Source organism: Levilinea saccharolytica, from assembly GCF_001306035.1.
Lineage (GTDB): Bacteria > Chloroflexota > Anaerolineae > Anaerolineales > Anaerolineaceae > Levilinea > Levilinea saccharolytica.
The window spans coordinates 186526-211921 of sequence record NZ_LGCM01000027.1; the positions used below are offsets into that span (position 1 = coordinate 186526).

A 25396-nucleotide genomic window follows, 5' to 3' on the forward strand; every position below is an offset into this window, starting at 1 on the left:
GAATAAATTGGCTATACGCAGTTAATCTCAGCTCAGCCGTTCTTCCACATATCCCGCCACGGCCGCAATCGCCTCCGGCAGCCGCGCGGCGTCTTTTCCGCCCGCCTGCGCCAGGTTCGGCCGCCCGCCGCCGCTGCCGTCAATCTTCTTCGCAATCGTCTTCAGCAAGTCGCCTGCGTGCAGCCCGCGCTTAATCAGATCGTCCGTCACCGCCGCAATCAGCACCGGCCGGCCCTCCACCGCGCTGCCCACCACCACCACCCCGCTGGCATAGCGCTGGCGGAAGCGGTCGGTCATCTGCCGCAAAGTATCTGCATCCGCATTGGCCAGAGTCACCGCCAGCACCGGCACACCTTTCACCTCAGACACGCCGTCCAGCAGGCGCACAAATTCCAAAGCCGCCGCCTCTTGCCGCAGGTGCATCATGCGTTTGTGCTGTTCGGCCAGCTCATCTTGCAGCAGTTCAACCTTCACCGGCACATCTTCCGGCGTCCCGTTCAACAAGTTGGCCGCCCGCTTCAGCGCCCGGAAGCGGCGCTGCACCAGTTCATAGGCCGCCCGCCCCGTCACCGCCTCAATGCGCCGCACGCCTGCCGCCGCCGAGCTTTCGCTCACGATCAAGAACAGGCCAATGTCGCCCGTCTCTTCTACGTGCGTACCGCCGCACAGCTCATACGAGAACGGGTCTCCGCCGCCGATGGCAATGGTGCGCACCATATCCCCGTACTTCTCACCAAACAGAGCCATCGCGCCTTCTTCAATCGCCTTGGCCTGCGGTTTGATTTCGATCTTCAGCCGGTAATTCTCCAGTATCGCGCGGTTCACCCCAGCTTCAATCTTCTCCAATTGTTCCGGTGTCACCGCTTCAGCATGGGTGAAGTCAAAACGCAGCTTGTCCGGCGCCACCAGCGAACCGGCCTGGCGCGCATGCCCGCCCAAAACGGCGTGCAGTTCTGCATGCAGCAGGTGCGTGGCGGTATGGTTGCGGATCGTGTCCCGCCGCCGGGCTTCGTCCACCCGCGCAACAGCAATTTCACCCACCCGCGGCTCCCCCTGCACCACCCGGCCCATGTGCACCAAAATGCCCGCCGCGGGCCGGCGAATATCTTCCACCTGAATTTCCCAGCGCGGCGATCCCGCGGAAACAATCGTGCCCATATCCGACACCTGACCGCCCGATTCAACATAGAAACACGTCTTGGGCAGCACCACTTCCACGCTGTCGCCCACCGCTGCCGCCGCCACAGGTTCCCCTTCGCGCACCAACGCCAGGACTTCTCCCTCAACCTCCAGGGTGGAATACGGGTCGTAGGCCACCCCCTCCTTGCCCAGCTTGCCTTTGGCAGTCAGGTCTTCAAACACGGCGCGGTAAATATCCACATCGTCGCCGCCCATCGCCCCAAAGGCCTTCCCCGCCCCAGAAGCAATCTTATGATCTTCCATCGCCTGGCGGAAGCCGGGTTCATCTACATCCAGATCCTGTTCGCGGGCAATATCCCGTGTGATCTCCAACGGCAGGCCGTGGGTGGCATACAATTCAAACGCCCGCGCCCCGTCCAAGACCCGCTGGCCGCTCGCGCGCAGCTCATCAAAATAACCTTGCAGAACGCTCAGGCCGCTTTCTACCGTACGCTGAAAGCGTACTTCCTCGCGCGTCAGACTGTCCAGAATAGCGGTGCGGTTGCGTACCAGCTCAGGATAATGCTCGCCGTAAATCGCGATCACCTGTTCCGCCACCTGCGCCAGGAACGGCTTGGTCAAGCCGATTTTCCCGCCAAAGCGTGCCCCGCGGCGGATGATCATCCGGCACACGTAGTTGCGCCCTGTGTTCCCCGGAACCACCCCATCCGCGATCAAGAAAGATGCCGCCCGCGCATGATCCGCAATCACCCGGTAAGGGGTGAAATTCTCGTCCCGTTCAGCGTCGCTGTGGCCCGTGATCTCTTGAACCACTTTCATCAAGGGCAGCATTAAATCGGTGCGGTAATTGGAGTTCACGCCCTGCATAATGCGCACAATGCGCTCAAAGCCCATGCCCGTATCCACATGCATGGAAGGCAGCGGCTCCAACGTCGTCGCGTTGATGCGGTTGTATTGAATAAACACCAGGTTCCAAATTTCCAGGTAGCGAGCGCAGTCTCCGTTCACACGGCATACATGCCCGGCCACGCCCTTCTTGTCGCAAGCGTCCGGCCCCAAATCGATGTGAATTTCGCTGCACGGCCCGCACGGCCCGGTGTCAGCCATCTCCCAGAAGTTATCCTTGCGGCCGTAATACAGCACCTGATCCGGGTTGATCCCCGGCTGCTTGCGCCAGGCCGAGGCCGCTTCTTCATCCGTGGGGATGTCGCCCTTATCATCTTTAAAGCAGGTCGTCCACAACCGCGCTTTGTCCAGTCCCCACACCTCGGTCAGCAGCTCCCATGCCCAGGCGATCGCCTCAGCCTTGTAATAATCGCCGAACGACCAGTTGCCCAGCATTTCAAAGAACGTATGGTGCGAATCGTCGCGGCCCACATCGTCCAAATCGTTGTGCTTGCCAGCCACGCGCATACATTTCTGGCTGTTCGCAGCCCGCGTGTACGGCCTGTGATCCGTTCCTAAAAACACATCCTTAAACTGGACCATACCGGCGTTGGTGAACAGCAAAGTCTGATCTCCCCCCGGAACCAATGAGGAGGAAGGAACAAAGGTGTGGCCTTTGCTGATGAAAAAATCAATAAAGGACTGCCGGATATCTGCACCGGTCCATTTCTTTTCCATAAATCGCACTCCTCAATCGGGTTTCATGAAGTCGAATCAAAACAGTGTGCCCATTATAAACGAGACCCCCCTAAGAATCAATTCTGCACCCATCTCCCTGCATAAAACACACCGCTCCAGGGCTGCCCCAGAGCGGTGTCAGGCCTTGCAGGATCTTGCGGCCGCAATTTAACGTGACACAGCCAGCTTGACAATTTTGCCCTGCGCGTCCAGCGTGGCCCGCGCGAAGTGATGATGCACGTGCTGGGCGATCTTCACCTGCTTTTCCAGGGTCACCACCACGCGTCCATTGGCGTTCTGTGGAACCGCGGCGCCGTTGGCTTGCTTGGGGCTGTTGGCGCTGTGCTGCCGTCCAAAACGCACCTCTGCATGATCCAACCCCGGCAGGTAAGGGGCCACCACCTGCTTCACTTCCAGCAGCGCCTCTTTGGTCACGCCCTTCGGCAGGCTGCCCTCTGCCTCAGCCGATTCCTGTACGGTGTTCACCGTTGGCGCGGTTTTCAGCCGGGCGATGTTTTTGCCGTTTGCCCGAAATCCTTCCCAACTGGCCAACGGGTCGCCGTACAGCACAAACGAAATCAGCGTCTTCTGATCCTCAGCATCCAAAAAGCCCTGCCGCCGGGTCATTTCTTTTACCAGATCCAGCCGCGCCCGCAGCAGCGCCTCACCCACTGGCCGTCCATCGCGCAGGTGCTTCCAGAAGTATTGTCCCAACAGATCCGCACCGATCAAAGGGGTGGCCACAGAGCCGTAGGCGATCACCGTCGAAGCCACCACCGCCGTGCTGCCGATGGATAAAAACCGCAGACACAACGACTGCGCCTCGCTTTTATTTTCAATCAGCCCGCCGTAACACGCCTCTGTAAACACCACCTTGGGCGCGCGCCCATTTTTTGCCAGGTCTTTTGCGCTCAATGCCACGGGATAGTCGGGGCCGCTGTGCGCCTCCGAAAAATCGCGCTGTCCATACCATTCGGCCGTATCCGGCAAGCCGTGCAGATTGTAGTAACCCACATCCACATGCGTCAGCCGCTTCGGTTCAAAACTGCCCGAAAACTCCGGCGGCGAAACCAGCAATGCTTTTCCATCCCCCACCGGCCGAAAAGCCGCCAGCGACGAGCGCCGCCACACCGAAGCCGAGTAGCCAAAGCTCGGCGCGCCGGAGGAAGCTGGGGCAAAAGACCGCAAGAAAGGAATCCGGTCAAGCCACGACACCAGCATCAGCAAAGGTTTCACCCAGGCAGGCGTCACCTTCCATTGGCTGTGGTAGCGCGTCATGCGCCGGATCTGCTCCAATAGCATGCCCGCGTCCGAGCCTTTTTCACCCGGGATACGCCCCACCGGCCACTCTGCCACGAAATAATTCGAATCCAGGGTGGCGTACGGGTTGTCGGACGGCACCTCAGCGTCGTCGTCATCGCTGGGGTTGGGCAGCCGGTGGTGCGGCACCACATCCGGCCCGCCGATGATCACCAGCGCACCAATCATCTGCCCTTTTTTCGCCAAAGCCTGATCCAAATCCGTCAGAGCTAATTTTAACTGCCAGGGATCCACGGCTGCGTCCGCGCTCATCCCCGCCGGACCGTCACTTTTCACCGCATCCGGCAGAAATACCAACCCGCTCCAATGCCGCCGTTTGCTGACTGCTTCTGCCAGGCGCTGCATTTCGCGCTCAATGATCTCCGCCGTCTGCAGGCCATACTTCTTTTCCAGACCCGTGTGCGTGCTGAAAACCACATACACCGGGTAACGTCCATCTGCACGCGGAGCTTCCGTCTGCTGCAAACGTTCCGCCAGGTGATCCAAAACCGCGGCAACCTCCTGTACCCCCTCGCTGACCGCAGGGCTGCTTTTCGCCTCGCTCACCTGCGCCGCAGGGGCCGCCTCCGGGGCTGCCGCCACAGGATCCAAGCTGCCTTCTGTGCGTTCCAGGCTCTGCACGAAAGCCTCTAAGGTCTCTTCCAGGGATTCGCTCGCCTCAGCCGTCTCCTCAATGGGGCTTTCATCCCCAACCGCATGCCCCAGGCCCTCCTGAGCAGCCGTTTCGGTCGCGGGTGTTTCTTCTGCTGGGGCTGCTGCGTCGGCGGTTTCCGCCGCTGCTTCCACAGCGATCCCTTCCCCTGTCGCCAGGTTGTTCCCGCCCAGTCGTGCGCTCACATCCACTGGCACAGGCAGATCAAACGCCATCTCCAATCGCACCGGCCACAGCGGACGGTAACGAAATGTCTCTCCCCACAGCCGCACCGGAATCTGCGCCGCCGGATCGTTGGACACCGCCTGATGCAATAACTGCACAGCGTTGGCTTCTTGCCCCGCCCGCAGATCCGCATCCGCCAGAGCCAGGGTAAACACCAGTGTGTCCGGCCAGCGCGTGTGGTAAAGCTGAGCCAGCTGCCGCCGTGCGGCCGCGTCCTGTGTCTGCATCGCAATGCGCAAATGCAGGACAGCCGCCAAAGCTGAAGTGGGCATCATCCCCAACGCCGCGTAGACGCCTGCTTCTGCTTGCGAATACTCACCTGCCAGAATCAATTTTCGCACAGTCCGCAGCTGCGCATAAGCCTGCGGCAGCTCTCCGCTGGTTTTCGAATCCCAGCCCAAAACAGCCGCCTGATACCCGGCCTCTTGAGCCATTTCAGGCTTGTTTTCGCGGTAGGCCTCGGCCAGCGCCAGCTGCACCTGAACATCTTCAGGATCTTGCGCCGCCAGTTTTTCTAAAATCGGGGTCGCCAGGTCAAGGCGGCCCTCGCCCATCCACGCGCGCGCCAGCGCCCATTGGACGGTCAAATCGCCGGGAAAAATGGCCAGCCAGCTCACCGCCGCCTGCCGGGCAAATCGGTAAGACCGGCTTTCTAAGGCTGCCGTCAGCAGCAGCACCAGCTTTGCGCGGCCGATGATTTGAACGCCGCCAGAAGGAGTTTCAATTTTTGGGTTCATGGGTAGGCTTTAGCCTCCTGAGGGTTATGCACCAGGTTCAGTGCAATAATCGCGCCAAGCTGTTTGCGGATCTGCACATCCCCCGGGGCCAGATGTGCCGCCTTGCGCAGCATGGCCTCTGCCCCGAGGTAATCTTTGTTATCTCGCAGCAGAATTCCTGCCTGGGTAAAGGCTCGCGGGTCTTCAGGAGCCACCTGAGTGGCCTTTTGGTAAATTTGCAGCGCTTGCAGCGTCTCCCGCCGGTCAAGGTATGTTGCTCCCAAATCCAAATACGGGGCCAGTTCTGCCGGAGCCAATCGTACCGCCTCGCTGAAATGGTATATAGCCTGATCCAGCTGCCCCATCTGCCGCTGAATGCGCCCCATCAAGTAATGGGCATCGTACCGGCCGCTGTCCAATTTGATCGCCGTCTGCACCAGTTTTTCCGCCCCCAAAACATCCCCAGAGGTCAGTTTTGCCCGTCCAAAGGCCAGGAACGCCTTTGCATTTTGCGCGTCAAGGGTCGTCAGGCGCTGGTACAGCGGCATAGCTGAAGCCACACCCTCCAGGCGTTCCACCAATAAGGCTTGTTCAAATAAGACGACTGGCTGGTCAGGGTGCTGCGCCAAAAATCGAGACAGCACCCGCAGCGACTCACGCTCCTGCCCTTGTAAAACTAGCGCCCGCCCCGCCAGGAGTGCAGCGCTGCTTTCCGCCGGGTCGCGGCGCAAGGCCTCATTGGCAAACGCCAACGCTCGCAAACCGTCGTTCATATCCATGCAAATTTCACTGCAAAGCAGCGCCGGGGCTGCTGATTCTGCTTCCAGGCGGCAGGCCAATTCTGCGCACTCCAGCGCCTCACGGTGCGAGGTAATCGTTCGGTAAGTGCGCGCCATCGTCATCCACAAATCTGCGGAATCCGGGTGACTGCGCGTGGCTTTCGAAAGTAGTTCTAAAGCGCGGAACGGCAGCGACTGTTCCAAATAAGCGCGCGCCAGCAGCACCGCATAACGGGCGTCTTCGGGCCGTTGTTCGGCCGCCGCCTCCAGGTGCTGGAGCATCGAGCGGCCCTGGTTCAGCGATTCCGCCAGCTGCCCCGCCCAAACCTGCCATTCCGGTTCGTCCGGCCAAAAACCTACCGCCTTCTCCAAAGCCGCCAGCGCCAACGGCAGATCCCCGGATTTTTCGGCCAGTAAAGCCAGAACCACATGCCCCAAAGGATCATTGGGCCGCCGGGCCACCACCCCACGCGCCAATTCCACCCCTTCCTGCGGCTCCATCTCCTGATGGCACAACGCCGCCTGCAAAGCCACCTCCGGTGCGTCCAGCTCCTGCTGGGCCACTTGCAGCGCCAAAGCGCAGTTGCGCAGCTGCCTCAGGATTAAAATCATGCTTTCCACCGCCTGTGCGCCCTTCAGCGTGTTCACCAATCCGCGCACATTCTGAGGGGTCATCTGGAACAGCGATTGCCCCAAGCTGCGCCACAACTGCACCTCGCCGTCCGGCCACAATCCTTCCAGTTGGGTCAGCGCCATATCCAACTGTTCATAACGGTCAGCCCCCAAAACTTGCATCCCAGGCAGCCGCGTGACACAGCGCAGCTCTTGCAACAGACGGAAACGCTTCACCGCCAGCACTAAGGTTCGCACCAGGTCATAATTGGCTCGCGGTTCCTCCGGTTGGCGCGCCTGTCCGCTGATCGCTGCCGCAGCCGCCGCCTCCCAATCCTCCAATTCCATCCAGGCCTGCACCAAAGACCGTTCCGCCGTGCGCAGGCAGGCTGGCTTCCAATCATACAAGGCAATTTTGCCCTGTGCCCGGCGCTCTTTCTCTGCCTCAAAAGCCCGGCGCGCGCTGTCCATCGCTTTGCGGCCCAGCGTCCAATTTCCAGCCCGCACCTGCAGACGCGCTGCTGCGCTCCACAGCCTCGCATTTTCAACCTGTGCCGCCCACTGCATCACCTCGGCCGCGTCAATACCCTCGCCATTGCCGGCGTTGAGGGTATGTTCCAAAGTCAGCCCCCAACAGGCCGCCCAGGCTGCGGGTTGATCCCGGCGCAGATTTTCCACTCTGGCCGGGTCCAGATCGCTCAGATGCACATATTCCGCTGCGCTGGTCTCATCCATCATCGCCCAGGCACATTCCGCCGCCAGCACGCGCACCTCCAGCGCTTCTGGTCGAGCTTCCAGCGCCATTTCAGCGTAATTTAGAGCCTGCGCCGTCTCCCCATTCGCCCGGTTCCACACCGCCAGTCGCACCCAGCGGTCCACCGGATCAGTTAAGGAGGCTAGCCATTCTTCTGACAGGACCCCATGCTGCAAATCCATAAACCCCGCCGGTTCACATCGCAGACTTTGCTCCACACAGGCCGCCGCCGCCTGATACCGCCCGCTGGCCGCCAGCAGGTCAGCCTCAAACACCAAAAACACCGGGTCTTTTGCCCGCTGTGAGTCACTCGTGCGGATCAAATCAAGCGCATCGGTCAGACTGCCTGCCTGCGCTAACATACCAGCGGTCTCAAAGCGAATTTGGCGGTTCTCAGGAGCTGCCTGCTGGGCATGCTGTAGAAAAGCCAATGCAGCAGAAGCATTGCCCAACCGCAGCTGTAAATACGCCGCGCGCCGCAGATGCTCTCCCTGAACAAAAGCCAGGCAGTCCAATTCCTGCAAAGTAACCTGCGCCCCCAGGATATCCCCTGCCATGAGCTGCGCCTCTGCCAGCCGCACGCGGATTTCGCCGTTATCGTTTTCCAATTGGGCCGCGGTTTGCAAAGCTTCAACCCCCGCTTCCCAATTCCCCAGCGCAGCCGAAAGCTCCGCAAACCAGCTCAACTGATCCAGGTCGTTCGGCGCTAAGCGTAATGTCTGTTTGGCGCTCTGCATAGCGTCATCCGTCAGCCCGGCCTGCCAGTACACCTCGGAAAGCAGCCGCTGCAGCGGCAGGTTGTGCGGTTGACCCTGGGCAGCTTCGCGCAAGAAGGCCAGCGCTGCTTCCACCTTGCCCTGTTCGGCGCAAGCCCGGCCTAATCCTGCCTGCAGCCGCCCATGCCATTCCGCCTCGGCTGCCTCTGGATAATTCGATAACTCCTGATACAATCCCTCCGCCGCCAGCCATTCCCCTTTCAAGAGCTGAAGCTCAGCCTGTAAAACCTGTGTGTGAAAATCGTCCGGGCGTAAAAGCAAAGCCTTGTTCAGGGCTTCCTGCGCGGTTTCCAATCGTGCTGGGGTCTCTTCCATCATCGTGCGGCGCTGCAGCGGATTGGCAAAACTGAGTAGATTTTCGGCATAACGCACAAACCATTCCGGCTGCGCCTCCGCCGCTTGGATTGCCGTTTCTAACAAAGGCAAAGCCCGTCCAAACTCGCCCTGCGCGCTGAACACATTCCCCAAAGCAAAGGATAATTCCGGGTTTTGCGGCCACATGCGGTTGGCTTCTTCCAAAACCCGCAGCGCCTCACTTAAATAGCCCAGATCCGTCAGCGTCCTTCCCAATTTCAGTGCGATGGGCAGCGACGTGGGCTGTAAATTGGCCGCCTTGCGCAGATACGGCAGGGATTCACTGGGGGAACCCTGGGCCAGATACGCTTCAGACAGCAGGAAATTCAAGCTGCTGGAATTGGGTGCTGAAAGCACCCCCGCGCGCAGCGTTTCCAACCCGCGCTGCACATCCCCCAACCGCTGATAAGCCTCAGCCAAAAGTATCCAGCTCTGATCGCTTTCCGGGAACATTAAAGTCGCCCGGCTCAAGAACGGCACTGCCAGAGCCGGCTGATTTTGGGACATCATCGCCTGCCCCATCAGGCGGTTGGCTTCCTCATGGTTGGGTTCCTGCTCCAAAATCCGTTCGCAGGCCTGCGCCGTCTCCTCAAAGTGTTCGGCAGCCAGCGCACTGCGCGCAAAAGCCAACCAGTCGCCTTGCTGAGGCTGAGCAGCCAGGTGCAGAACCTGCCGGCGTTCTTCCAACGCCTGTTCAAATTCCTTCCCGCGCTCCAAAAGGTCGCCCATCCGGCGGTGGTTCTCCTCTGCCTCCGGAGCCCACATCAACGCCAGCCGCGCATAGTGCTGCGCCTGGGTCAGGTCATTGTTGTCTTCGTACAGGTCGCTCAAACGCCGGATCAGACTCAAATCCAGCGGCCGCGCTTCGAACAAATGCCGCGCCAGGCGTAAAGCATCTTCTGTCAGGCCCAGATCGAGCAGCGCGTCAACTGGCCCCACTGCGTTCCATCCCAGGCAGATCTGCGGCTGGGCTGCTTCCAAAGCCGCCCCTTCGCCCGCCACCAGTTGATCCACGGCCCGGCCGGCCATTTCCAGTGCCACCTCTTGCTCACCGCGCTGACGAAGCTGCACAGCCCGGTAAATTCGCACCAGCGGGTTGGCATGACCGTCCGGCAGATCAACGCCCACCTCTGCCGTTCCCTTGGCCAAAGTCAATTCTGCGGCCAACTCACTGGAGATCTCGCCCAAAGCTTTGGTCTGCGCCCCTGCTGGCCTCGCCTGACCGGTACGAACCAACAGTTCCAATGCCGCCTGCCATTTTTTCAACGAATCTTGCGCTGCTCGGATCTGCTGTTCAGCCACGTCGGGCTGCCCGGCGTAGTGGTACAGAGCAGCCTGAACCTGCGCCTGATACGCGGTCTTGGCCAACCCTTCTGCGCTCCAAACCTCCGCTGCCGCCTCTTCGTTGGCGTTGTTTCCATTCAGCAATCTCGCCAACAGCATCTGCGCCAGTTGATTGACCAATACTTGCTGCCCCAATTGCTGCAGATGCTTCAGCCATCCCACCCAGGCGGTGGGTTCATAACGTTCCAATACATCCATCAGCAGCCGCAGTCGTTCTTCACCAGAAAGCGGATTACTCAGGAGCACATGCGTCACCAGCCAGACGACTTCTTTGCCGTCCAGCGCACCGGGCAGCGACATCAGCATCTCATCGGGGTCAGGTACCAGCCCAAACAATACGGCCAGCGGGGTTGCCCAAAAGGTCACATCTCGCCCGCCTTTGCCCGATGCCAACTCCGCCGGAAGCCCCGTCCAGCGCTTCGTCACCCGCCGCCGTTCACGCAGCGCCAGCGCTAACAGCCCGGCTTCTTCCAAATTTTTCGGGCTTTTCCCGCTGCGCAGAGCCGCTTCATAGGCGCGAATGGCCTTCTGCCGTACCCCAGCTTCCACTTCAGGCAGGCTCGCCTGGCTCAAGTAAGCTGGCTCATACGCCAGTCCCAGGGCTGTCAGCGCCACTGATGCCAAAGAAAGCCCCCCCGCCAGACGCTCCGGGTCGGCGAAAATACGTTTGGCTGTCGCGGTTTGCTCCAGGCAGGTGCGCACCAGACGGTCATTCCACAATGCAGACAGCCAGGGGCTTACCGCGTCCGCTGGCTGGTACTTTTGCACTTCCATGCAAAACTCAAGAAACTGCATAATTGCTCCTATAGTTTTGATGTGCGCGTTCGGTTGCTTGCATCCTATCCAGTCAGGCTTGCCGCAAAATCACATAGGCCAGGAATATCAGCATCATCCCCGCCACCACCAGGAAAACCCCCACGCCGGTAGCGGTGCGAATCAGCTGGGTTAAAGAGTCCAGCAAAGAAGCCGCATTGCCCACCAGGCCCGAAACCTCCTCCGCCAGTCCTTTCTTAACCAGATGTGCGGTTTGTTCGGCAATCAGCTTCAGGTCCTGCCCCAACACCCGGCTCACCAGCACAAACACTCCCGCACCGAGTGTGATCACCCCCACCGAGAACAGCACCAGGGCCATCGTAGAAAATAAGCTGTGCATAGAAAAAGAAAACATCATTGCCTCCCGAATCTCTATTCAAGAGGCAATGATGCAAGATGCGTGCCAGGTTTTCAGTTTTAAGCCGCGCTTTGAATGATGTCCGCGGGCAAATGTTCCAGGTCCACCACTTCCTCGTCGCAAAACAGCAGGGCCCGTTCCACCGCGTTGCTCAGCTCACGGATGTTCCCCGGCCAGTCATAGTCTTGCAGGGCTTGCATCGCCCGCGGGGACACATCCCGCACATTCACCCCCATGCGCGCGTTAAACTTGCGCACAAAGAAGCCAATCAGCTCCGGCACATCTTCTTTTCGTTCGCGCAGCGGCGGCAGGTGCAAATCCACCACCTTCAAACGGTAATACAGGTCCTCGCGGAACTGGCCGTTTTTGATCATCGTCTTTAAATCGCGATTCGAGGCCGCCAAAATCTGCACATCCACCTTAATCAGGTTGGTGCCGCCCACCCGCCGGAAGGCGCGCTCTTCCAACGCCCGCAGCAGCTTCGCTTGAATATCCACTGGCATGGATGAAATTTCATCCAAGAACAAAATACTCCCATCCGCCACTTCCATCAGGCCTGTTTTCCGCCGCTCCGCGCTGGTGAAAGCCCCCGCCTCATAGCCAAACAATTCCGCTTCCAACATGGTAGATTGAATCGCGGCGCAGTTGATGGCGATGAATTGTTTCCCAGCTCGCGGGCCAATGGAATGAATAAAACGCGCTAACACCTCTTTGCCGGTTCCGGTTTCACCCGTAATCAACACCGAGACAGAAGCCGCCGCCGCCCGCTGCGCCTGCGAGGCAATCGCTCGCATGGGTTTGCTTTGCCCCACAATAAACTGCGCTTGCTGTTGGTCTCTCTGCCGCAGGTGATCTAACTCCCGCCGCATCGAGACAATCTCACACGCCCGCTTCAGCGATTGCTCCAATTGGTTGATCTGAATGGGCTTGTTTAAAAAGTCGTGCGCGCCATCCTTCATCGCCTGCACGGCCATATCAATCTCGCCGTAGGCTGTGATCATGATCGTCGGTGGGCGCAGCGGCATCTTGGAGATTTCATACAGCAAATTTGGCCCGTACCCGTCCGGCAGGTTCACATCCAGCAAAACCACATCCCCCGACCCGCGCCGCAAATGTTCGCGCGCCTCGGCCAATGTGCCCGCCGTCAGCACCTCATAGCCCATTGGGGTCAAAATTTCCTTAAAAAAGGTTCGGGCGTTTTCTTCATCATCCACAACCAATACGCTGATCGCCATGCCTTATTCTCCGTCTTCTTCCATCGCCGGCAGCAGGACCGTGAACACCGTCCCTCCCGGAAATGAGTTTACTTGTATGCTGCCGCGGTGTGCCGTCACAATCCGCTTGGTGATTGCCAGCCCCAAGCCCGTCCCGCGCGGGTTATGGGACACAAACGGTTCAAATAAGCGGCCCTGCAAATCCTCTGGGATCCCAGGCCCGTTATCCGAAACCGTGATTTCCACCTGCTTGCGGTTCGGGATGGCGTCGCTCGGCTGTACGTGAATGGCCAGGGTGCCGCCGTTCCCCCTGCCCATCACCTCCACCGCATTGCTGATCAAATTGGTGAACACCTGCTCCAACGAGCGCGAATCGCCAAACACATCCGGCACATCCTGCGCCGCCTGGAAAAATGAACGCACGTTCACGCGGCTGAAGCGCGGCTGCCAGCGGTCCAAAATGCGCTGCAAAAGCGCCTGCACGTCCACCCGTTTGAAAGACGACTCGATCGAACGGGTCGAGGACAGCACCGATTCCATCAAATGTTCCAAGCGCCCGCAGTCCCCTTGAATACGCTGAATCACATCCTGGTTAGGATCATCCGAGGCCAGGCGCGCCGCTAAAACCTGTGTGCCCATCGAGATGTTGTTCAGCGGGTTGCGCACCTCGTGGGCAAAAATGGCGGTAATATCGCCCAGCATGGCGCGGTGCTCCAACTGCTGAGTGCGTATGCGCGTTTCTTCATGCTCGCTCACATCCGTCATCACCACCAGCACAGCCGTCACATCCTCATCCCGCTGCACCGGAAAGGTTTGAATATGGGCCGGGATAGTAAGCCCATCGCGCCGGTGCACCGAAACCACTCCCAAATTCAGGGTCGGCACACCTCGTTCCACCGCATCCTGCAATGCCCGGATCAAGCCCTCCGGCCCGATCAGGATATTTTCAACCGGCTGCTGCCACACTTCCCAATCCGCATACCCCAACATCATCTCCGCCGATGGGTTAATCCCCTGAATGGTCAAATCAGGAGAAATGACCACCACCCCTTCTTGAATATTATCAAATACTGCGCCGCGAATCAGGTTTTGTCCCAACGACCGCTCTTGTTCACTGCGCAAATTGGCCAGCAGGGTGTTCAACTGCAGCGACAGGCTCAGCAGCCCAGCGATAAATTCCACCATCGCCTGCAGCGCGTCCATCTGCGTTTCTTCCATGCCCGCTGCCACAAACAGGCCGAAGATACCTCCCTCCAGGCCCAGGGGCATCGTCACCACATAGTCCAGTCCCGCAATCCGCGCCGCGCGGTGAATTTCGCCTGACACCCGCTTCCCTGGCCGCCACACGCTTAGCCCAGTCAACCGCAGCAAATCCGCCGTAGAAATCTCCGCCGGAAAAACCTCACTCGCTTCACAGGAATGCGTTTTGATCAGCCGCGGGAACTGGCTGTTGGCCTCATAAATGCACACATGGCTGGCCGGCAGGACAGATTGAATGTTGCCGAGCGCCTGTTCCAGGCAATGCGAAAAATTCTCGCAGTCCAACTGCCGAAGTAAGGACAGCGCCCAGGTGTATATTTCACGCGGATCCCAATTCAAGGCATTTTGACGCGCCTTGCTTTCCTCAAAGACGACCACCGTCCACATGCGCCCCCGCCCCAACGGGAACAAGCGCGCATTCACGCTGGTTGCCGCTCGCCGTGCCCGCCGAACCTCAATCCCCTCGGCCTCGGCCGCGTTCAAATCCAGCCCGCTAGCCAAATCGCCCACAGGCTTACCCATCACCCCCAGCTCAGAAAAAGCAGTCCATTGGAGGAATGCCTGGTTGGCGGCCACAATTTGCCCCTGTTTTGTGGTGCACACCACAGCCGCATCTTGCATCAGGTTCAGCAAGGTCGTCACATCTTCCAACGTCAGGCTGGACCCGCGCAGGAAGCTTTGCAAAGTAGTTGAAGGGCTGGCGGTGCTCATAAGGATTTTGCCATCACCCCCATCCGCAAATGGGCTGGCAAAATACCTTCCATCGCTCGATATTTGGCCACAGTGCGCCGCGCCACCTGAAAGCCGCGGTCCGCCAGCATATCCGCCAGTTCCGCATCGCTCAGCGGCCGCGCCTCGTCTGCGATCATCTCTTTCAAAACCGAGCGCACATTCATACTCCGATCAAAGAACGCGGAGAGCGGCACAATCCTCCGATTCGGCAGCTGCACAGTCTTATTGGCCACCGCGCGCGAAATGGTCGATTCATGCACACCCAGTTCGCGGGAAAGCTGCGCGCGCGTCAAAGGCCGTAAGTATTTTTCACCCTGCAAAATGTACCCGCGCTGGAACATAACCACTTTTTGAATCAAACGCTGAATGGTGTAATTGCGCTGCTGCAAGCACTTCACAAACAGCGAAGCCTTCTCAATGTCCTCGCGCCAGCTCTCTTTCATTTCCTCATCCGCCGACTGCACCGCCTTCCGGAACATCGGGTTCACCCGCAGAGTGCCTGCGATCGGCGTGATGATTTCCACCACCAAAGGTTTTTCAGGGTCTTCGTTGTAATATCCAATTAGAATATCTGGGTGGTGATAAACGTTCAGCTGTGCCCCGCTGGGTTGGCGCACATCCCCCCAATGCGAGCGCGCCGGGAAGGGGTACAGGTTGTCGCTGATAAATTGCACAGCTTTGTGCACCTGCGAAAGCGGCGCATGGAATTTTCGCGCCAGGTCGCCGTACAGTCGGCGGCTCAGCAAATCCATCCCTTCCATCACGATCGGGCGTGCCAGCCGCGGGATGGTGGAGCCCACTTCCTCCAAAACATCCATCTGCACCAACAGCGCTTCGCGCGGGCTGCCAGACGCCACTCCCACCGGATCAGCGTGTTGGATCAGGCGCTGCACCTTTTCCACCATGCTCAGCGGCACATGCAGATAACGCACCACCTCCACCAGAGGGATCGCCAGCAGCCCATCTTCATCCAGGTTGGTCAGCAAGTAGGCCGCCACTTTGCGCTCATCCCCCTCCAAATCAGGCGCGATCTGCCGCAGCACATAGGTGGGCAGTTCCTCCCAGGTGGCGCTGAAATTATCTTCCGGCAAGTCGCCTTCTCCACCCGATGAACGCGGCCCATCGTAGAATTCATCTCGTGGGGAAAGATAGATGATCGGTTCATCCATCAAGTCCGTGGCCGGCGCACTGCAAATGGGGCAGTGGCCCTGATCCGGCAGCAGGCGGTGGCAGGACGGGCAGCGGCGTTCTTCCACCAGCTCAAGCGCGGGATTCGAAGCCAGTTCCGCCTCAATTTGTTGACGCAGCTCGCCCACAGGCAAACACAGCAGCGTCATGGTTTGCGCCAGATGCGCGGTGGTCAGCGGTCGCAGAGAGGGAACGTGAATTTGAAACATAAGTCACCTGCTTGAGGTAAGATGAGTATAGATCGCCTCGCTGAACGTTGCAAGTTTTATACCAGGGCAATTTTTAGGGTTCTCAAAGCGATTTTGGTACAATTTGGTCATCTTCTTGCATCCCAGGTGTCCCTATGCCCCACTGTACCGTCGTCGGCGGCGGCCTGGCTGGTTGTGAAGCCGCCTGGCAAGCCGCCCAACGTGGACTGAATGTTACCCTCTATGAAATGCGTCCCGCCGTGCCCACCGGCGCCCATACCAGCGGCCAATTGGCTGAACTGGTCTGTTCGAATTCCCTCGGATCCAATCTGGTAGACCGCGCCTCCGGTTTGTTAAAAGAAGAGGCCCGGCGGCTGGGTTCCCTGCTGCTCACCTGCGCTGAATCCTCCGCTCTCCCTGCGGGCGGTGCGCTGGCCGTGGATCGTGAGGCCTTTGCCGCTCAGGTCACGCAGGCCGTCGAAAACCACCCCCGCATCCATTTGGTGCGTCAAGAGGTGCAAAGCCTGCCCCCTGCCCCTGCTGTCATTGCCTCTGGCCCCCTCACCTCGCCCTCTCTTTCGGCTGCCCTGCTCCAGCTCACCGGCGAAGACCATCTTTTCTTCTTTGACGCCATCGCCCCCATCGTCTCCGCTGAATCCATCGACACCGCCGTCGCCTTCCGCGCCTCACGCTATCAGCATGACGATCCCGAAGCCGGGGATTACATCAACTGCCCCTTCACCAAAGAAGAATACTACACCTTCGTCGAAGCCCTACGCAGCGCCGAGCGCATTCAACTTCGTGAATTTGAGCAGGTGCTGGAAACCGGCGTGCGCGCCGGCGCCAGCCAATTCTTCGAAGGCTGTCTGCCCGTCGAAGTCCTAGCCCTGCGCCACCCCGACGCGCTGGCTTTTGGCCCCATGCGTCCCGTCGGTCTCAAAGATCCGCGCACCGGCCGCCGCCCGTATGCCGTTGTGCAGCTTCGCCAGGATAACCTCAGCGGCAGCCTCTACAACCTGGTGGGCTTTCAAACCAACCTCACCTTCCCCGAACAGCGCCGCGTCTTGCGCCTGATCCCGGGTCTGGCCCAGGCTGAATTTGTGCGCTACGGTCAGATGCACCGCAACACCTTCCTGGCCTCTCCGCGCCTGCTCCATGCCGATCTGCAAAGCCGTCAGGTTCCCGGGCTGTTTTTCGCCGGTCAAATTACCGGCGTGGAAGGCTACATGGGCAATATTGCCACGGGTCTGCTCGCTGGGCTGAACCTTTCTCGCTGGACGCTGGGTCAGCCCACGCGCGCCCTGCCCACCGACACCATGCTGGGCGCCCTCTGCCATTACATCACCCATGCCGATCTCAAAGATTTTCAACCCATGAAAGCCAATTTTGGCATCCTCCCCGAGCTGCCTCAACCGGCTCGCGGCAAGCGGGAGCGCGCAGCGCAGTATGCCCAACGCAGCCTGGACTCCCTTCAAAGCTGGATGGAATCATTGGAGAGCCGCCATGCCTCTTCGGAATAAACGTCTCTATATGTTGATTGCCTTAGCAGCCGTGGTCCTCACCGGCCTGCTGGGCTGGCTCTATCTGCGCAATCGGCCGGCCGCCTTGCACTTCGATGGTCAACGCGCCTACCAACACGTAGAAACTCAGCTGGCCTTCGGGCCGCGCACCCCCGGTGCCCCGGGTCACGCCGCGCTGGTGGATTGGCTCGTGAGTACGCTCACCGAATCCGGCTGGAATGCTCGTGTTCAGGAAACCACCGTCCAGGGGCGGCCCGTCCGCAATGTGGTTGCCCAGCGCGGCAGCGGCAGCCGCTGGATCATCCTCGGCGCCCATTTTGACACCCGCGAATTCGCCGACCAGGACCCCGACCCCAGCCAGCGTTCCCAACCCGTCCCCGGTGCCAACGACGGCGCCTCCGGGGTGGCTGTGCTCCTGGAACTGGCCCGCAGCCTGCCCGCCGATCTGGATGCTGAAATCTGGCTGGCCTTCTTTGACGCCGAAGATCAGGGCGAGATTCAGGGCCAAAATTGGATCGTCGGTTCCGAATATTTCTCCAGCCAACTGAAGGGACGCCCCGATGCCGTCGTCATCGTGGATATGATTGGGGATGCCGATCTCAACATCCATCCCGAACGCAATTCCGATCCCACCCTCACGGAGCAAATCTGGGAGCAAGCCGCCCGTCTGGGGTATGCCAGTCAGTTCCCCCTGGATCCCAAACACCGCATGATTGACGACCATATCCCATTTATCCGCCGTGAAATCCCCGCCGTGGACTTGATTGACTTTGATTATCCCTACTGGCACACCCTGGCAGACACCGCCGACAAAGTTTCGAGTGACAGTTTGCAGGCCGTAGGCGATACTTTATGGCACTGGATTACTGACGATTAGCAATTGGCAAATCCGCGATCCTGACGTAAACTTGTATTGATTCGATATGATGCACGAAGTCGAGCTTCTTCAGAAAATTCGTCCCATCTGGCTCCACCGCGCCGTGCAACTGCTGGCGCGGGGTACCAGCGTGCGTGAGGGCATCACCCACGAAATGGGCGAGTTTTTTGATGCCTTAGAACAGGCCATCGAATCCGGAGACCCCAGTTGGATCGATCCTTCGCTCAACGCCTGGGCCTCGTCCCTCACCGAAACTGACCTGGAAGCCAACACCAGCAGCCCCACCGGTTTTGTCAGCCAGCTGCTCAACCTCACCCTTGGCGTCTGCTTGGAGAATCTCGACTCCGCTCAGGCCTTGCAGATGATCTCGGCCCTCATGCCCAGCTTCACCCATGCTTATGAGGCAGTCGCCAAAGCTGAGATCCAAACTCGCATCGCTTACGTTTCCAATCAGCTCACCCAGGTGCAGCAAACCCTCGACCGCCTCGACCGCTCCAAATCCGATTTCATCGCCGTCGCCGCCCATGAGCTGAAAACCCCCCTCACCCTCATTGACGGCTACACCGCCATGCTCCGCGAAGCCAGCGAGAAAAATGGGCGCGACGCCAACGACTTTGTCCTCCTCACCGGCATCTCCAACGGCACCCGCCGTCTGCGTGGTATCGTGGATGACATGATTGACGTCTCCTTGATTGACAACAATTTGTTAAAACTCAACTTGCAGCCGCTGTGGCTCAACCGCCTCTTCCAGGTGTTGGAAAACGAAATCAAGCCCGCCCTGGCCGAGCGCAATCAGCGTCTGGAAATTGATTCCTTCCCCGGATGCAGCGAGATGACCTTCGGAGACCCTGAGCGTCTGATGCAGGTGTTCCGCAATCTGCTCATCAACGCCGTCAAGTTCACCCCCGACGGCGGCCGCATCCACCTCAGCGGACGCAAGCTACCCGGTTTCATCGAAGTCACCATCGAAGATAACGGCATCGGCATTGATCCCGAAGATCAGCTGGCCATCTTTGAAAAATTCGGCACCATCGGCAACACCGCCCTGCACTCCTCCGGAAAGATCAAATTCAAAGGCGGCGGACCTGGCCTCGGCTTGCATATTGTCAAAGGCATCGTAGAATCCCACGGCGGGGCTGTGTGGGTTGAATCCCCAGGCTGCGACGAGATCAAATGCCCGGGTTCCACCTTCCATGTGCTCCTGCCCATTCGCGTTGAGCCGCCAGACGAGAAAATGGCGCGCATCTTTTCCCCTCTCACCCAAAACCAACCCTAAAGAAGACCTGAACATGAGCCTGACACCTTCTCAAACAAGCACCGACTTCATTCAGCCTGCAAACCGCATCGCGAATTTTCAGCCGTATTTCTTTGCATCCCTCAATAAAGTCATCGCCCAGCTCAAAGCCGAGGGTATGGATGTCGTCCGCATTGACATGGGTTCGCCAGACCTGCCCCCCGCGGATTTCATCATCGAAAAACTGGTCAGTGAAGCACGCAAGCCCAACACCCACGGCTATTCTCCCATCGGCGGCACAGCCAGCTACCGCGAAGCCATCGCCACATACTACAAACGGCGATTTAATGTAGATCTCGATCCGAAAAAAGAGGTGTTGGGATTAATTGGCTCCAAGGAAGGCCTTTTCAACCTCAGCCAGGTGCTCTTAAACCCTGGGGATATCACCCTGGTTCCCGATCCCGGCTATCCGGTCTATTCCGCGGGCGGGCTGATTGCAGGCGGCGAGGTGGTGTATGTACCTCTCCTGCGCAAGAAGGGCTTCCTGCCCGATCTGGACGCCATCCCCGCTGAGGTGGCTGCAAAAGCGAAAATCCTCTGGCTGAATTACCCCAACAATCCCACCGGCGCAGTTGCCTCGCTGGAATTCTTCCAAAAAGCGGTCGAATTTGGCCGCCAGCATCATGTGGTCATCGCCCACGACGCCCCCTATGCCGATATCTGCTTCAACGGCTATATCGCCCCCAGCATTTTGCAAGTCCCAGGGGCCAAAGAGGTCGCCGTTGAGTTCAACTCCCTGGCCAAAGCCTACAATATGGCTGGCTGGCGCCTGGGGATGGCGGTGGGCAACGCCAAGGTGGTGGGCTATCTCGACACCTATAAAAGCCAGATGGACACGTCCCATTTTGGCCCGGTCTTTTCCGCAGGTGTTGAGGCCCTCACGGGCGACCAAAATTGGCTGGAAGAGCGCAACCTGATCTACCAGGAACGCCGCGATATCTGTCTGAAAGCCCTGCGTGAAGTCGGCTTTGATGTCGATACGCCCCCTGCGGCCATTTACGTTTGGGCGCATTTACCCAAACCCTACACGGACGACCTGGCCTTCTGCGACCAGTTATTGCGCGAGGCCGGCGTCAGTATGACGCCAGGCGTGGTTTATGGCGAAAACGGCAAAGGTTACATCCGCATCTCGTTAGGCACAGAAACCAAACGAATTGCCGAAGCCATGCAGCGCCTGGTCAAGTGGATGAAAAAATAAAACCTACATGGCAAAAAAAATACCTGAACCTACCAAAGCCCCGCAGTCGCGCGCCTTTTTAGTTGGCGTTGAATTTCGGGGAGAGCAAACGATTCTGCCTCTCGAAGAATCACTTGAAGAATTGGCCCTTCTGGCCAAAACCGCCGGGCTGGAGGTGGTGGGCGAGCTGACTCAGCGCCTCGATCACCCCAACCCCGAAACCTATATCGGCGCCGGAAAAGTCGAAGAGCTGCAAATGCTCGTCGAAGAAACCCTGGCGGAAGTCGTCATTTTTGACAGCGAGCTTTCCCCCCGCCACCTGCGCGAGCTGGAAGAGCGCCTCGGCCCCAACGTCCAGGTTTCAGACCGCACCGCCCTCATCCTCGAAATCTTCGCACAACATGCCTCCACCCGCGAAGGCATTCTGCAAGTGGAACTGGCCCAATACGAATACCGCCTCCCGCGCCTCACCCGCGCTTGGACTCACCTGGCGCGCCAGGCGGGCGGCGGCGGCGGCCGCACGGGCAGCACTGGCGGCGTGGGTCTGCGCGGCCCCGGCGAGACCCAGTTGGAGGTGGACCGCCGCGAAATCCGCAAACGCATCAGCAATTTGAAAGCCGAGTTGGAAAAAGTCCGCGAGCACCGGCAGCGGTATCGCGCCCAACGCAAACGCAATCAGGTCCCTGTGGTCGCCCTGGTTGGCTACACGAACGCTGGCAAGTCCACCCTCCTCAACACGCTGGCTCGCTCCGAAGTCTACGTGGCCAACCAGCTTTTTGCCACCCTCGACCCCACCACTCGCCGCGTCGACCTGCCCGGCAGCCACACCGTGCTCTTCACCGATACCGTTGGTTTCATCCAAAAGCTCCCCACCCAGCTCGTGGCCGCCTTCCGTGCCACCCTGGAAGAAATCAGCGAAGCCGACCTCCTTGTGCATGTTGTGGATATCACCCACCCCAGCGCCCAGGCACAGTGGCAGTCCGTCATGGCCACGCTTGAAGAAATTGGCGCGGGCAGCATCCCGGTCTTGACCGTCTTCAACAAAATAGACCGTCTCAAAGATCCCTCCGTTCTCGAAGCGGCTTCCGCGGCCATCGGCAACACCTTGCCCATCTCCGGCCTCACCGGCCAGGGCCTGCCGGATTTCGTTCGCACCCTGGAAACCATGCTCTACGAAACCCTCACTCCGGTGCATGTCCACCTGCCCTATCAGCAAGGCCAGCTCATTTCTATGTTCCACGAGCACGGGCAAATCAGCCGCGTTGAGCATGTACGCGGCGGGGTGCAAATTCAGGGTTTCATTCCTGGACGAATGCTCACCCGCTTCCAGCCCTTCCAGGTCAAAAAGAAACCCGAAGCTGAAGAAAGCGAGGAATGATGCAGACTCTCTCTCATTGGGTGGATCAGCTGTCCGATTTTTTTGCCCACCGTAAAGGCCTTCTCCCCCTCATTGGCATAGCCCTGGTGGCAGCAAATTACATCATCGTTCTCATTGCCCCCGGATGGTTAGCCAGCACCAACCTGCTCCTCCACCTGGGGGTCATTGTGGCCATTTTGGGCTTCTTACTGGCCCGTGCGCTTTAGCTGCTTAAAACCAAACGGGCCGTTTTTCGGCCCGTTTGGTTTATTTCTTCTTATCTTCGCTGGGTTTTTCAATTACTTCCCGACCAGCATAGTGACCACAATTCGGGCATACCGTATGCGGCAAGGACATCTCACCGCAATTCGAACACTGCACCAGAGCCGTTGGCGTCAAGGCATCGTGCGCGCGGCGGCGGTCACGGCGACCTTTTGAAAGTTTACGTTTTGGAAGCGGAACCATGAACCTCTCCTTTAGTCATCATAAAGCCATGTTAACGGGGTAATTATACTTTTAATGGATGGAATCTGCAAGGTGCACACTCAATTTCTCGTTCGCACACTGCTTTGGTTCTTTGAACGGCTTTACACTCAGCTCGCCTGGGCCTATGACATGGTAGCCTGGCTGGCATCGGCGGGCCGTTGGAACCGCTGGGTGCTGTCCGTAAGCTCATTCGTCGAAGGCTCCCGTGTACTAGAGCTTGGTCACGGCCCCGGCCGCCTCCTCGCGGCCCTGGCCCATGACCATCACTCGGCATTTGGCGTCGACCTCAGCCCCCAAATGACTCGCCTCACCCGCCGCCGCCTCTTGCAGGCGCGCCTGCCCTTGCGCCACGCCCGCGCCCAAGCCCAATCCCTGCCGTTTCCCTCCGCCCATTTTGATACCGTCGTATCCACCTTCCCCGCACCCTACATCACAGACCCTGCAACCTTGCAAGAAATCTACCGCGTGCTGCGCCCCGGAGGTAAATTATTGATCCTTCACAGCGCCGTCCCCCTGGGCCGCCGCCCATCTGAGCGCCTGGCTCGTTTCGCCGTGTCTTTTGCGCGTTCCGAAGAGCAGTTGGAACACCTGCGCGGTCGGCTCCAAGCCGAATTTCAACAAGCAGGGTTCGCCGGGTCGGCCCGTTGGGCCCCTGTCCCGCCGGACAAGCTGCTGATCTTTGAAGGCCGCCGTCCTGTCGAAAAACCCGCCCCCGCCTTGCTATAATGACTGGTACAAATTACAAGTTTTTGTTGTAAAATTCATAGTATGGAAATTCAAGTCGCGGTCGCCAAAATCAATCGTTACGGCTCCCTCGAAAGCGGTGACACGCTGGAAATTGTGGAACGCCCTTCGGGGGGGGTCTCTGTCGTTCTCGCCGATGGTCGCGCCTCTGGAAAAAGCGCCAAAGCCATCTCGAGCCTGGTAGTTCGCAAAGTCATCTCCCTCTTGGCCGAGGGCATTCGCGACGGCGCTGCCGTGCGCGCGGCTTCCGATCTGCTGTACACCGAACGAGAAGGCCACGCCACCGCTTACCTCAACGTGCTCTCCGCCGATTTGGAAACCAAAACCCTGGTGATTGCGCGCAACAACCCCACACCCATCTTCATCGCCCAGCGCGAACGCATCGAATGTCTCTCAGGTGAATCCGTTGCCATCGGCGGCTCGCGCAACATCCGCCCCGCCATCACCGAAATTCCCCTGGAACCCGGCACCACCGTGGTACTCTATACGGACGGCCTCCTCCAGGCAGGCTCACGCATCGGCCAGGGTTTGGATATCTGCATGCTCCTGGAATCCCTCCTCGAAGATCAAGAACCTACCTCACAGGAGATCGCCGATACCATCCTTGCGGATGCCATCCGCCTGGATCAGGGTCAGCCCAACGACGATATGTCGGTGGTGGTCCTGCGCACGCGTTCCGGCGCACGCGATTCTATCCGCCGTATGACCGTCCGCATTCCGGTGCTTAATGACCAGGATTCCTCTATGGCATGAGCGACCTCATCCATAACAGCACCCGGCGTAAATGGAAAGCCAGTCTGCGCGACACCTTCTTGCTGCTCCGAGAGTTTCGCGCTCCGCTGGCTTTTTTTGTCCTCCTCGTCGTCGGCGGCGGGGCGCTCTTCCATGCCCTTTCACAAAATTCCAGCACCCCCACCCGCAGTTTCATCGAAAGCGCTTACCAGATTCTGACCATGACCTTTTTGCAGTCCAGCGGCGATTTTCCCACCCGCTGGTATTTGCAGCTCTTCTATTTCATCATGCCCATCGCTGGTCTTGCCCTTTTGGCGCGCGGCCTAACCGATTTTGGCGTGATGCTGTTCAACCGGCGCAGCCGGGTTAAGGAATGGGAAATGGCTGTTGCATCTACCCTCAACCACCACACAGTGCTCATCGGCTTAGGCCACTTAGGCTACCGCGTCGTCCATAAACTGCACGAGATGGAACAGGACGTGGCCGTCATCACCATCGAATCCGACCGTGATCTGATGGAATCTGTGCGCGCCCTGGGCATTCCCGTCATTGAAGATGACGGCCGCCGCGAGGTGGTGCTGGCCAGCGCCGGAGTTCCGAGCGCCCGCGCCATCGTTCTATGCACCCAAAATGACAGCCTCAATCTGCAAATCGCCCTCAAAGCACGCAGTATGAACCCCGATATCCAGGTCATCGTCCGCATTTTCGATGACGACTTCGCTCACGCCCTACAGGAGCAGTTTGGTTTTCAAGCCCTCAGCGCCACCGGCATGGCCGCTCCCGTTTTCGCTGCCTCCGCCGCCAATGTGGATATCACCCCGCCCATCACCATTGACGGACAGGCCAACAGTCTGGCGCGATTTGTCTTACAATCTGACTCAGCACTGATCGGTAAAACCGTGGAAGAGGTCGAAAACCAGTACCAGGTCAGTATCGTACTCATCATTCAAAACGGCCAGCGTGTCTATCATCCCCAGGGTGCGCTGCGCCTGACCGCTGGCTGCGACCTGGCCCTCCTGGGCAGCCCCAACCAGATCAACCTTTTGGTGCACGCCAATCACCATTAATTCCCCGCTTTTCCGCTCCCCTACTCATTCCCTCTCATCGGGGGTATAATCGTCCCTACCCCGCCAGCCAACGGCTGGAATTTGTTTGAATCGG

The 25396-nt window shown here is 59.1% G+C and carries 17 protein-coding genes; 9 read left to right on the forward strand and 8 right to left on the reverse strand.

Annotated elements, in window-relative coordinates; all coding sequences use genetic code 11:
- Nucleotides 1-27 precede the first annotated feature (27 nt).
- From alaS to ADN01_RS07005, 7 genes are all read right to left on the reverse strand, one after another.
- Nucleotides 28-2763, reverse strand: coding sequence for an alanine--tRNA ligase (gene alaS / locus ADN01_RS06975; protein WP_062418572.1), 2736 nt, complete (start codon nt 2761-2763; stop codon nt 28-30).
- A gap of 168 nt (nt 2764-2931) precedes the next feature.
- A complete protein-coding gene (locus tag ADN01_RS06980; RefSeq protein WP_062418573.1) occupies nt 2932-5697 on the reverse strand; it encodes a C25 family cysteine peptidase in 2766 nt (921 codons plus the stop codon).
- Nucleotides 5694-11090: a tetratricopeptide repeat protein gene (locus ADN01_RS06985; protein ID WP_062418574.1), complete on the reverse strand. Its 5397-nt coding sequence runs from the start codon at nt 11088-11090 to the stop codon at nt 5694-5696. The genes ADN01_RS06980 and ADN01_RS06985 overlap by 4 nt, the downstream gene beginning before the upstream one ends.
- Before the next feature lie 52 nt (nt 11091-11142).
- Nucleotides 11143-11448, reverse strand: a complete 306-nt coding sequence (locus tag ADN01_RS06990; RefSeq protein ID WP_160318395.1) for a hypothetical protein — start codon at nt 11446-11448, stop codon at nt 11143-11145.
- Nucleotides 11449-11525: 77 nt separating this feature from the next.
- Nucleotides 11526-12701 (reverse strand): sigma-54-dependent transcriptional regulator, encoded by a 1176-nt coding sequence (locus tag ADN01_RS06995; RefSeq protein WP_062418576.1) that lies wholly within the window; start codon nt 12699-12701, stop codon nt 11526-11528.
- Nucleotides 12702-12704: 3 nt separating this feature from the next.
- A complete protein-coding gene (locus ADN01_RS07000; protein WP_062418577.1) occupies nt 12705-14651 on the reverse strand; it encodes an ATP-binding protein in 1947 nt (648 codons plus the stop codon).
- Complete coding sequence (locus tag ADN01_RS07005) at nt 14648-16069, reverse strand: RNA polymerase factor sigma-54 (RefSeq protein ID WP_062418578.1); 1422 nt, start codon at nt 16067-16069, stop codon at nt 14648-14650. Before ADN01_RS07005 ends, ADN01_RS07000 begins: the two co-directional genes overlap by 4 nt.
- 101 nt (nt 16070-16170) lie before the next feature.
- On the opposite strand from ADN01_RS07005, the gene trmFO reads away from it, so the two are divergent.
- From trmFO to ADN01_RS07035, 6 genes are read left to right on the forward strand one after another with little or no spacing between them, the layout of a single operon-like run.
- Nucleotides 16171-17568: a methylenetetrahydrofolate--tRNA-(uracil(54)-C(5))-methyltransferase (FADH(2)-oxidizing) TrmFO gene (gene trmFO / locus ADN01_RS07010; RefSeq protein ID WP_330218295.1), complete on the forward strand. Its 1398-nt coding sequence runs from the start codon at nt 16171-16173 to the stop codon at nt 17566-17568.
- A gap of 10 nt (nt 17569-17578) precedes the next feature.
- On the forward strand, nt 17579-18445 hold the full coding sequence (locus ADN01_RS07015) for a M28 family peptidase (RefSeq protein WP_062418580.1): 867 nt from the start codon (nt 17579-17581) through the stop codon (nt 18443-18445).
- 46 nt (nt 18446-18491) lie between these two features.
- Entirely contained in the window at nt 18492-19721 is a 1230-nt protein-coding gene (locus ADN01_RS07020; RefSeq protein WP_062418581.1) for a sensor histidine kinase, read from the forward strand.
- Nucleotides 19722-19734: 13 nt separating this feature from the next.
- Nucleotides 19735-20937, forward strand: coding sequence for an aminotransferase class I/II-fold pyridoxal phosphate-dependent enzyme (locus ADN01_RS07025; protein WP_062418582.1), 1203 nt, complete (start codon nt 19735-19737; stop codon nt 20935-20937).
- 7 nt (nt 20938-20944) lie between these two features.
- Entirely contained in the window at nt 20945-22294 is a 1350-nt protein-coding gene (gene hflX, locus ADN01_RS07030; protein WP_062418583.1) for a GTPase HflX, read from the forward strand.
- Nucleotides 22291-22500 carry a hypothetical protein gene (locus ADN01_RS07035; protein ID WP_062418584.1) on the forward strand — a complete coding sequence of 70 codons (210 nt, stop codon included), beginning with the start codon at nt 22291-22293 and terminating at the stop codon, nt 22498-22500. Before hflX ends, ADN01_RS07035 begins: the two co-directional genes overlap by 4 nt.
- A gap of 40 nt (nt 22501-22540) precedes the next feature.
- Here ADN01_RS07035 and rpmF read toward each other — a convergent pair whose 3' ends face one another.
- Nucleotides 22541-22738 carry a 50S ribosomal protein L32 gene (gene rpmF / locus ADN01_RS07040; RefSeq protein ID WP_075071031.1) on the reverse strand — a complete coding sequence of 66 codons (198 nt, stop codon included), beginning with the start codon at nt 22736-22738 and terminating at the stop codon, nt 22541-22543.
- Between the two features lie 72 nt (nt 22739-22810).
- On the opposite strand from rpmF, the gene ADN01_RS07045 reads away from it, so the two are divergent.
- The 3 genes from ADN01_RS07045 to ADN01_RS07055 are packed head-to-tail and all read left to right on the forward strand — an operon-like array spanning nt 22811 to nt 25302.
- Nucleotides 22811-23485 (forward strand): class I SAM-dependent methyltransferase, encoded by a 675-nt coding sequence (locus ADN01_RS07045; protein ID WP_160318396.1) that lies wholly within the window; start codon nt 22811-22813, stop codon nt 23483-23485.
- Nucleotides 23486-23527: 42 nt separating this feature from the next.
- The gene (locus ADN01_RS07050) at nt 23528-24256 is read left to right on the forward strand and encodes a PP2C family protein-serine/threonine phosphatase (RefSeq protein WP_062418586.1); all 729 of its coding nucleotides are present in this window, start codon (nt 23528-23530) and stop codon (nt 24254-24256) included.
- The gene (locus ADN01_RS07055) at nt 24253-25302 is read left to right on the forward strand and encodes a potassium channel family protein (protein WP_062418587.1); all 1050 of its coding nucleotides are present in this window, start codon (nt 24253-24255) and stop codon (nt 25300-25302) included. Before ADN01_RS07050 ends, ADN01_RS07055 begins: the two co-directional genes overlap by 4 nt.
- Nucleotides 25303-25396 lie beyond the last annotated feature (94 nt).

Bases quoted from the DNA above. Each gene is read 5' to 3' on its own strand.
- ADN01_RS06990 (WP_160318395.1), bottom strand. From the start codon at position 11,448: ATGCACAGCTTATTTTCTACGATGGCCCTGGTGCTGTTCTCGGTGGGG.
- ADN01_RS07025 (WP_062418582.1), top strand. From the start codon at position 19,735: ATGAGCCTGACACCTTCTCAAACAAGCACCGACTTCATTCAGCCTGCA.
- ADN01_RS06980 (WP_062418573.1), bottom strand. From the start codon at position 5,697: ATGAACCCAAAAATTGAAACTCCTTCTGGCGGCGTTCAAATCATCGGC.
- ADN01_RS07020 (WP_062418581.1), top strand. From the start codon at position 18,492: ATGATGCACGAAGTCGAGCTTCTTCAGAAAATTCGTCCCATCTGGCTC.
- ADN01_RS07050 (WP_062418586.1), top strand. From the start codon at position 23,528: ATGGAAATTCAAGTCGCGGTCGCCAAAATCAATCGTTACGGCTCCCTC.
- ADN01_RS06995 (WP_062418576.1), bottom strand. From the start codon at position 12,701: ATGGCGATCAGCGTATTGGTTGTGGATGATGAAGAAAACGCCCGAACC.
- alaS (WP_062418572.1), bottom strand. From the start codon at position 2,763: ATGGAAAAGAAATGGACCGGTGCAGATATCCGGCAGTCCTTTATTGAT.
- ADN01_RS07000 (WP_062418577.1), bottom strand. From the start codon at position 14,651: ATGAGCACCGCCAGCCCTTCAACTACTTTGCAAAGCTTCCTGCGCGGG.
- ADN01_RS07055 (WP_062418587.1), top strand. From the start codon at position 24,253: ATGAGCGACCTCATCCATAACAGCACCCGGCGTAAATGGAAAGCCAGT.
- ADN01_RS07015 (WP_062418580.1), top strand. From the start codon at position 17,579: ATGTTGATTGCCTTAGCAGCCGTGGTCCTCACCGGCCTGCTGGGCTGG.
- ADN01_RS07005 (WP_062418578.1), bottom strand. From the start codon at position 16,069: ATGTTTCAAATTCACGTTCCCTCTCTGCGACCGCTGACCACCGCGCAT.
- ADN01_RS07035 (WP_062418584.1), top strand. From the start codon at position 22,291: ATGATGCAGACTCTCTCTCATTGGGTGGATCAGCTGTCCGATTTTTTT.
- hflX (WP_062418583.1), top strand. From the start codon at position 20,945: ATGGCAAAAAAAATACCTGAACCTACCAAAGCCCCGCAGTCGCGCGCC.
- rpmF (WP_075071031.1), bottom strand. From the start codon at position 22,738: ATGGTTCCGCTTCCAAAACGTAAACTTTCAAAAGGTCGCCGTGACCGC.
- ADN01_RS06985 (WP_062418574.1), bottom strand. From the start codon at position 11,090: ATGCAGTTTCTTGAGTTTTGCATGGAAGTGCAAAAGTACCAGCCAGCG.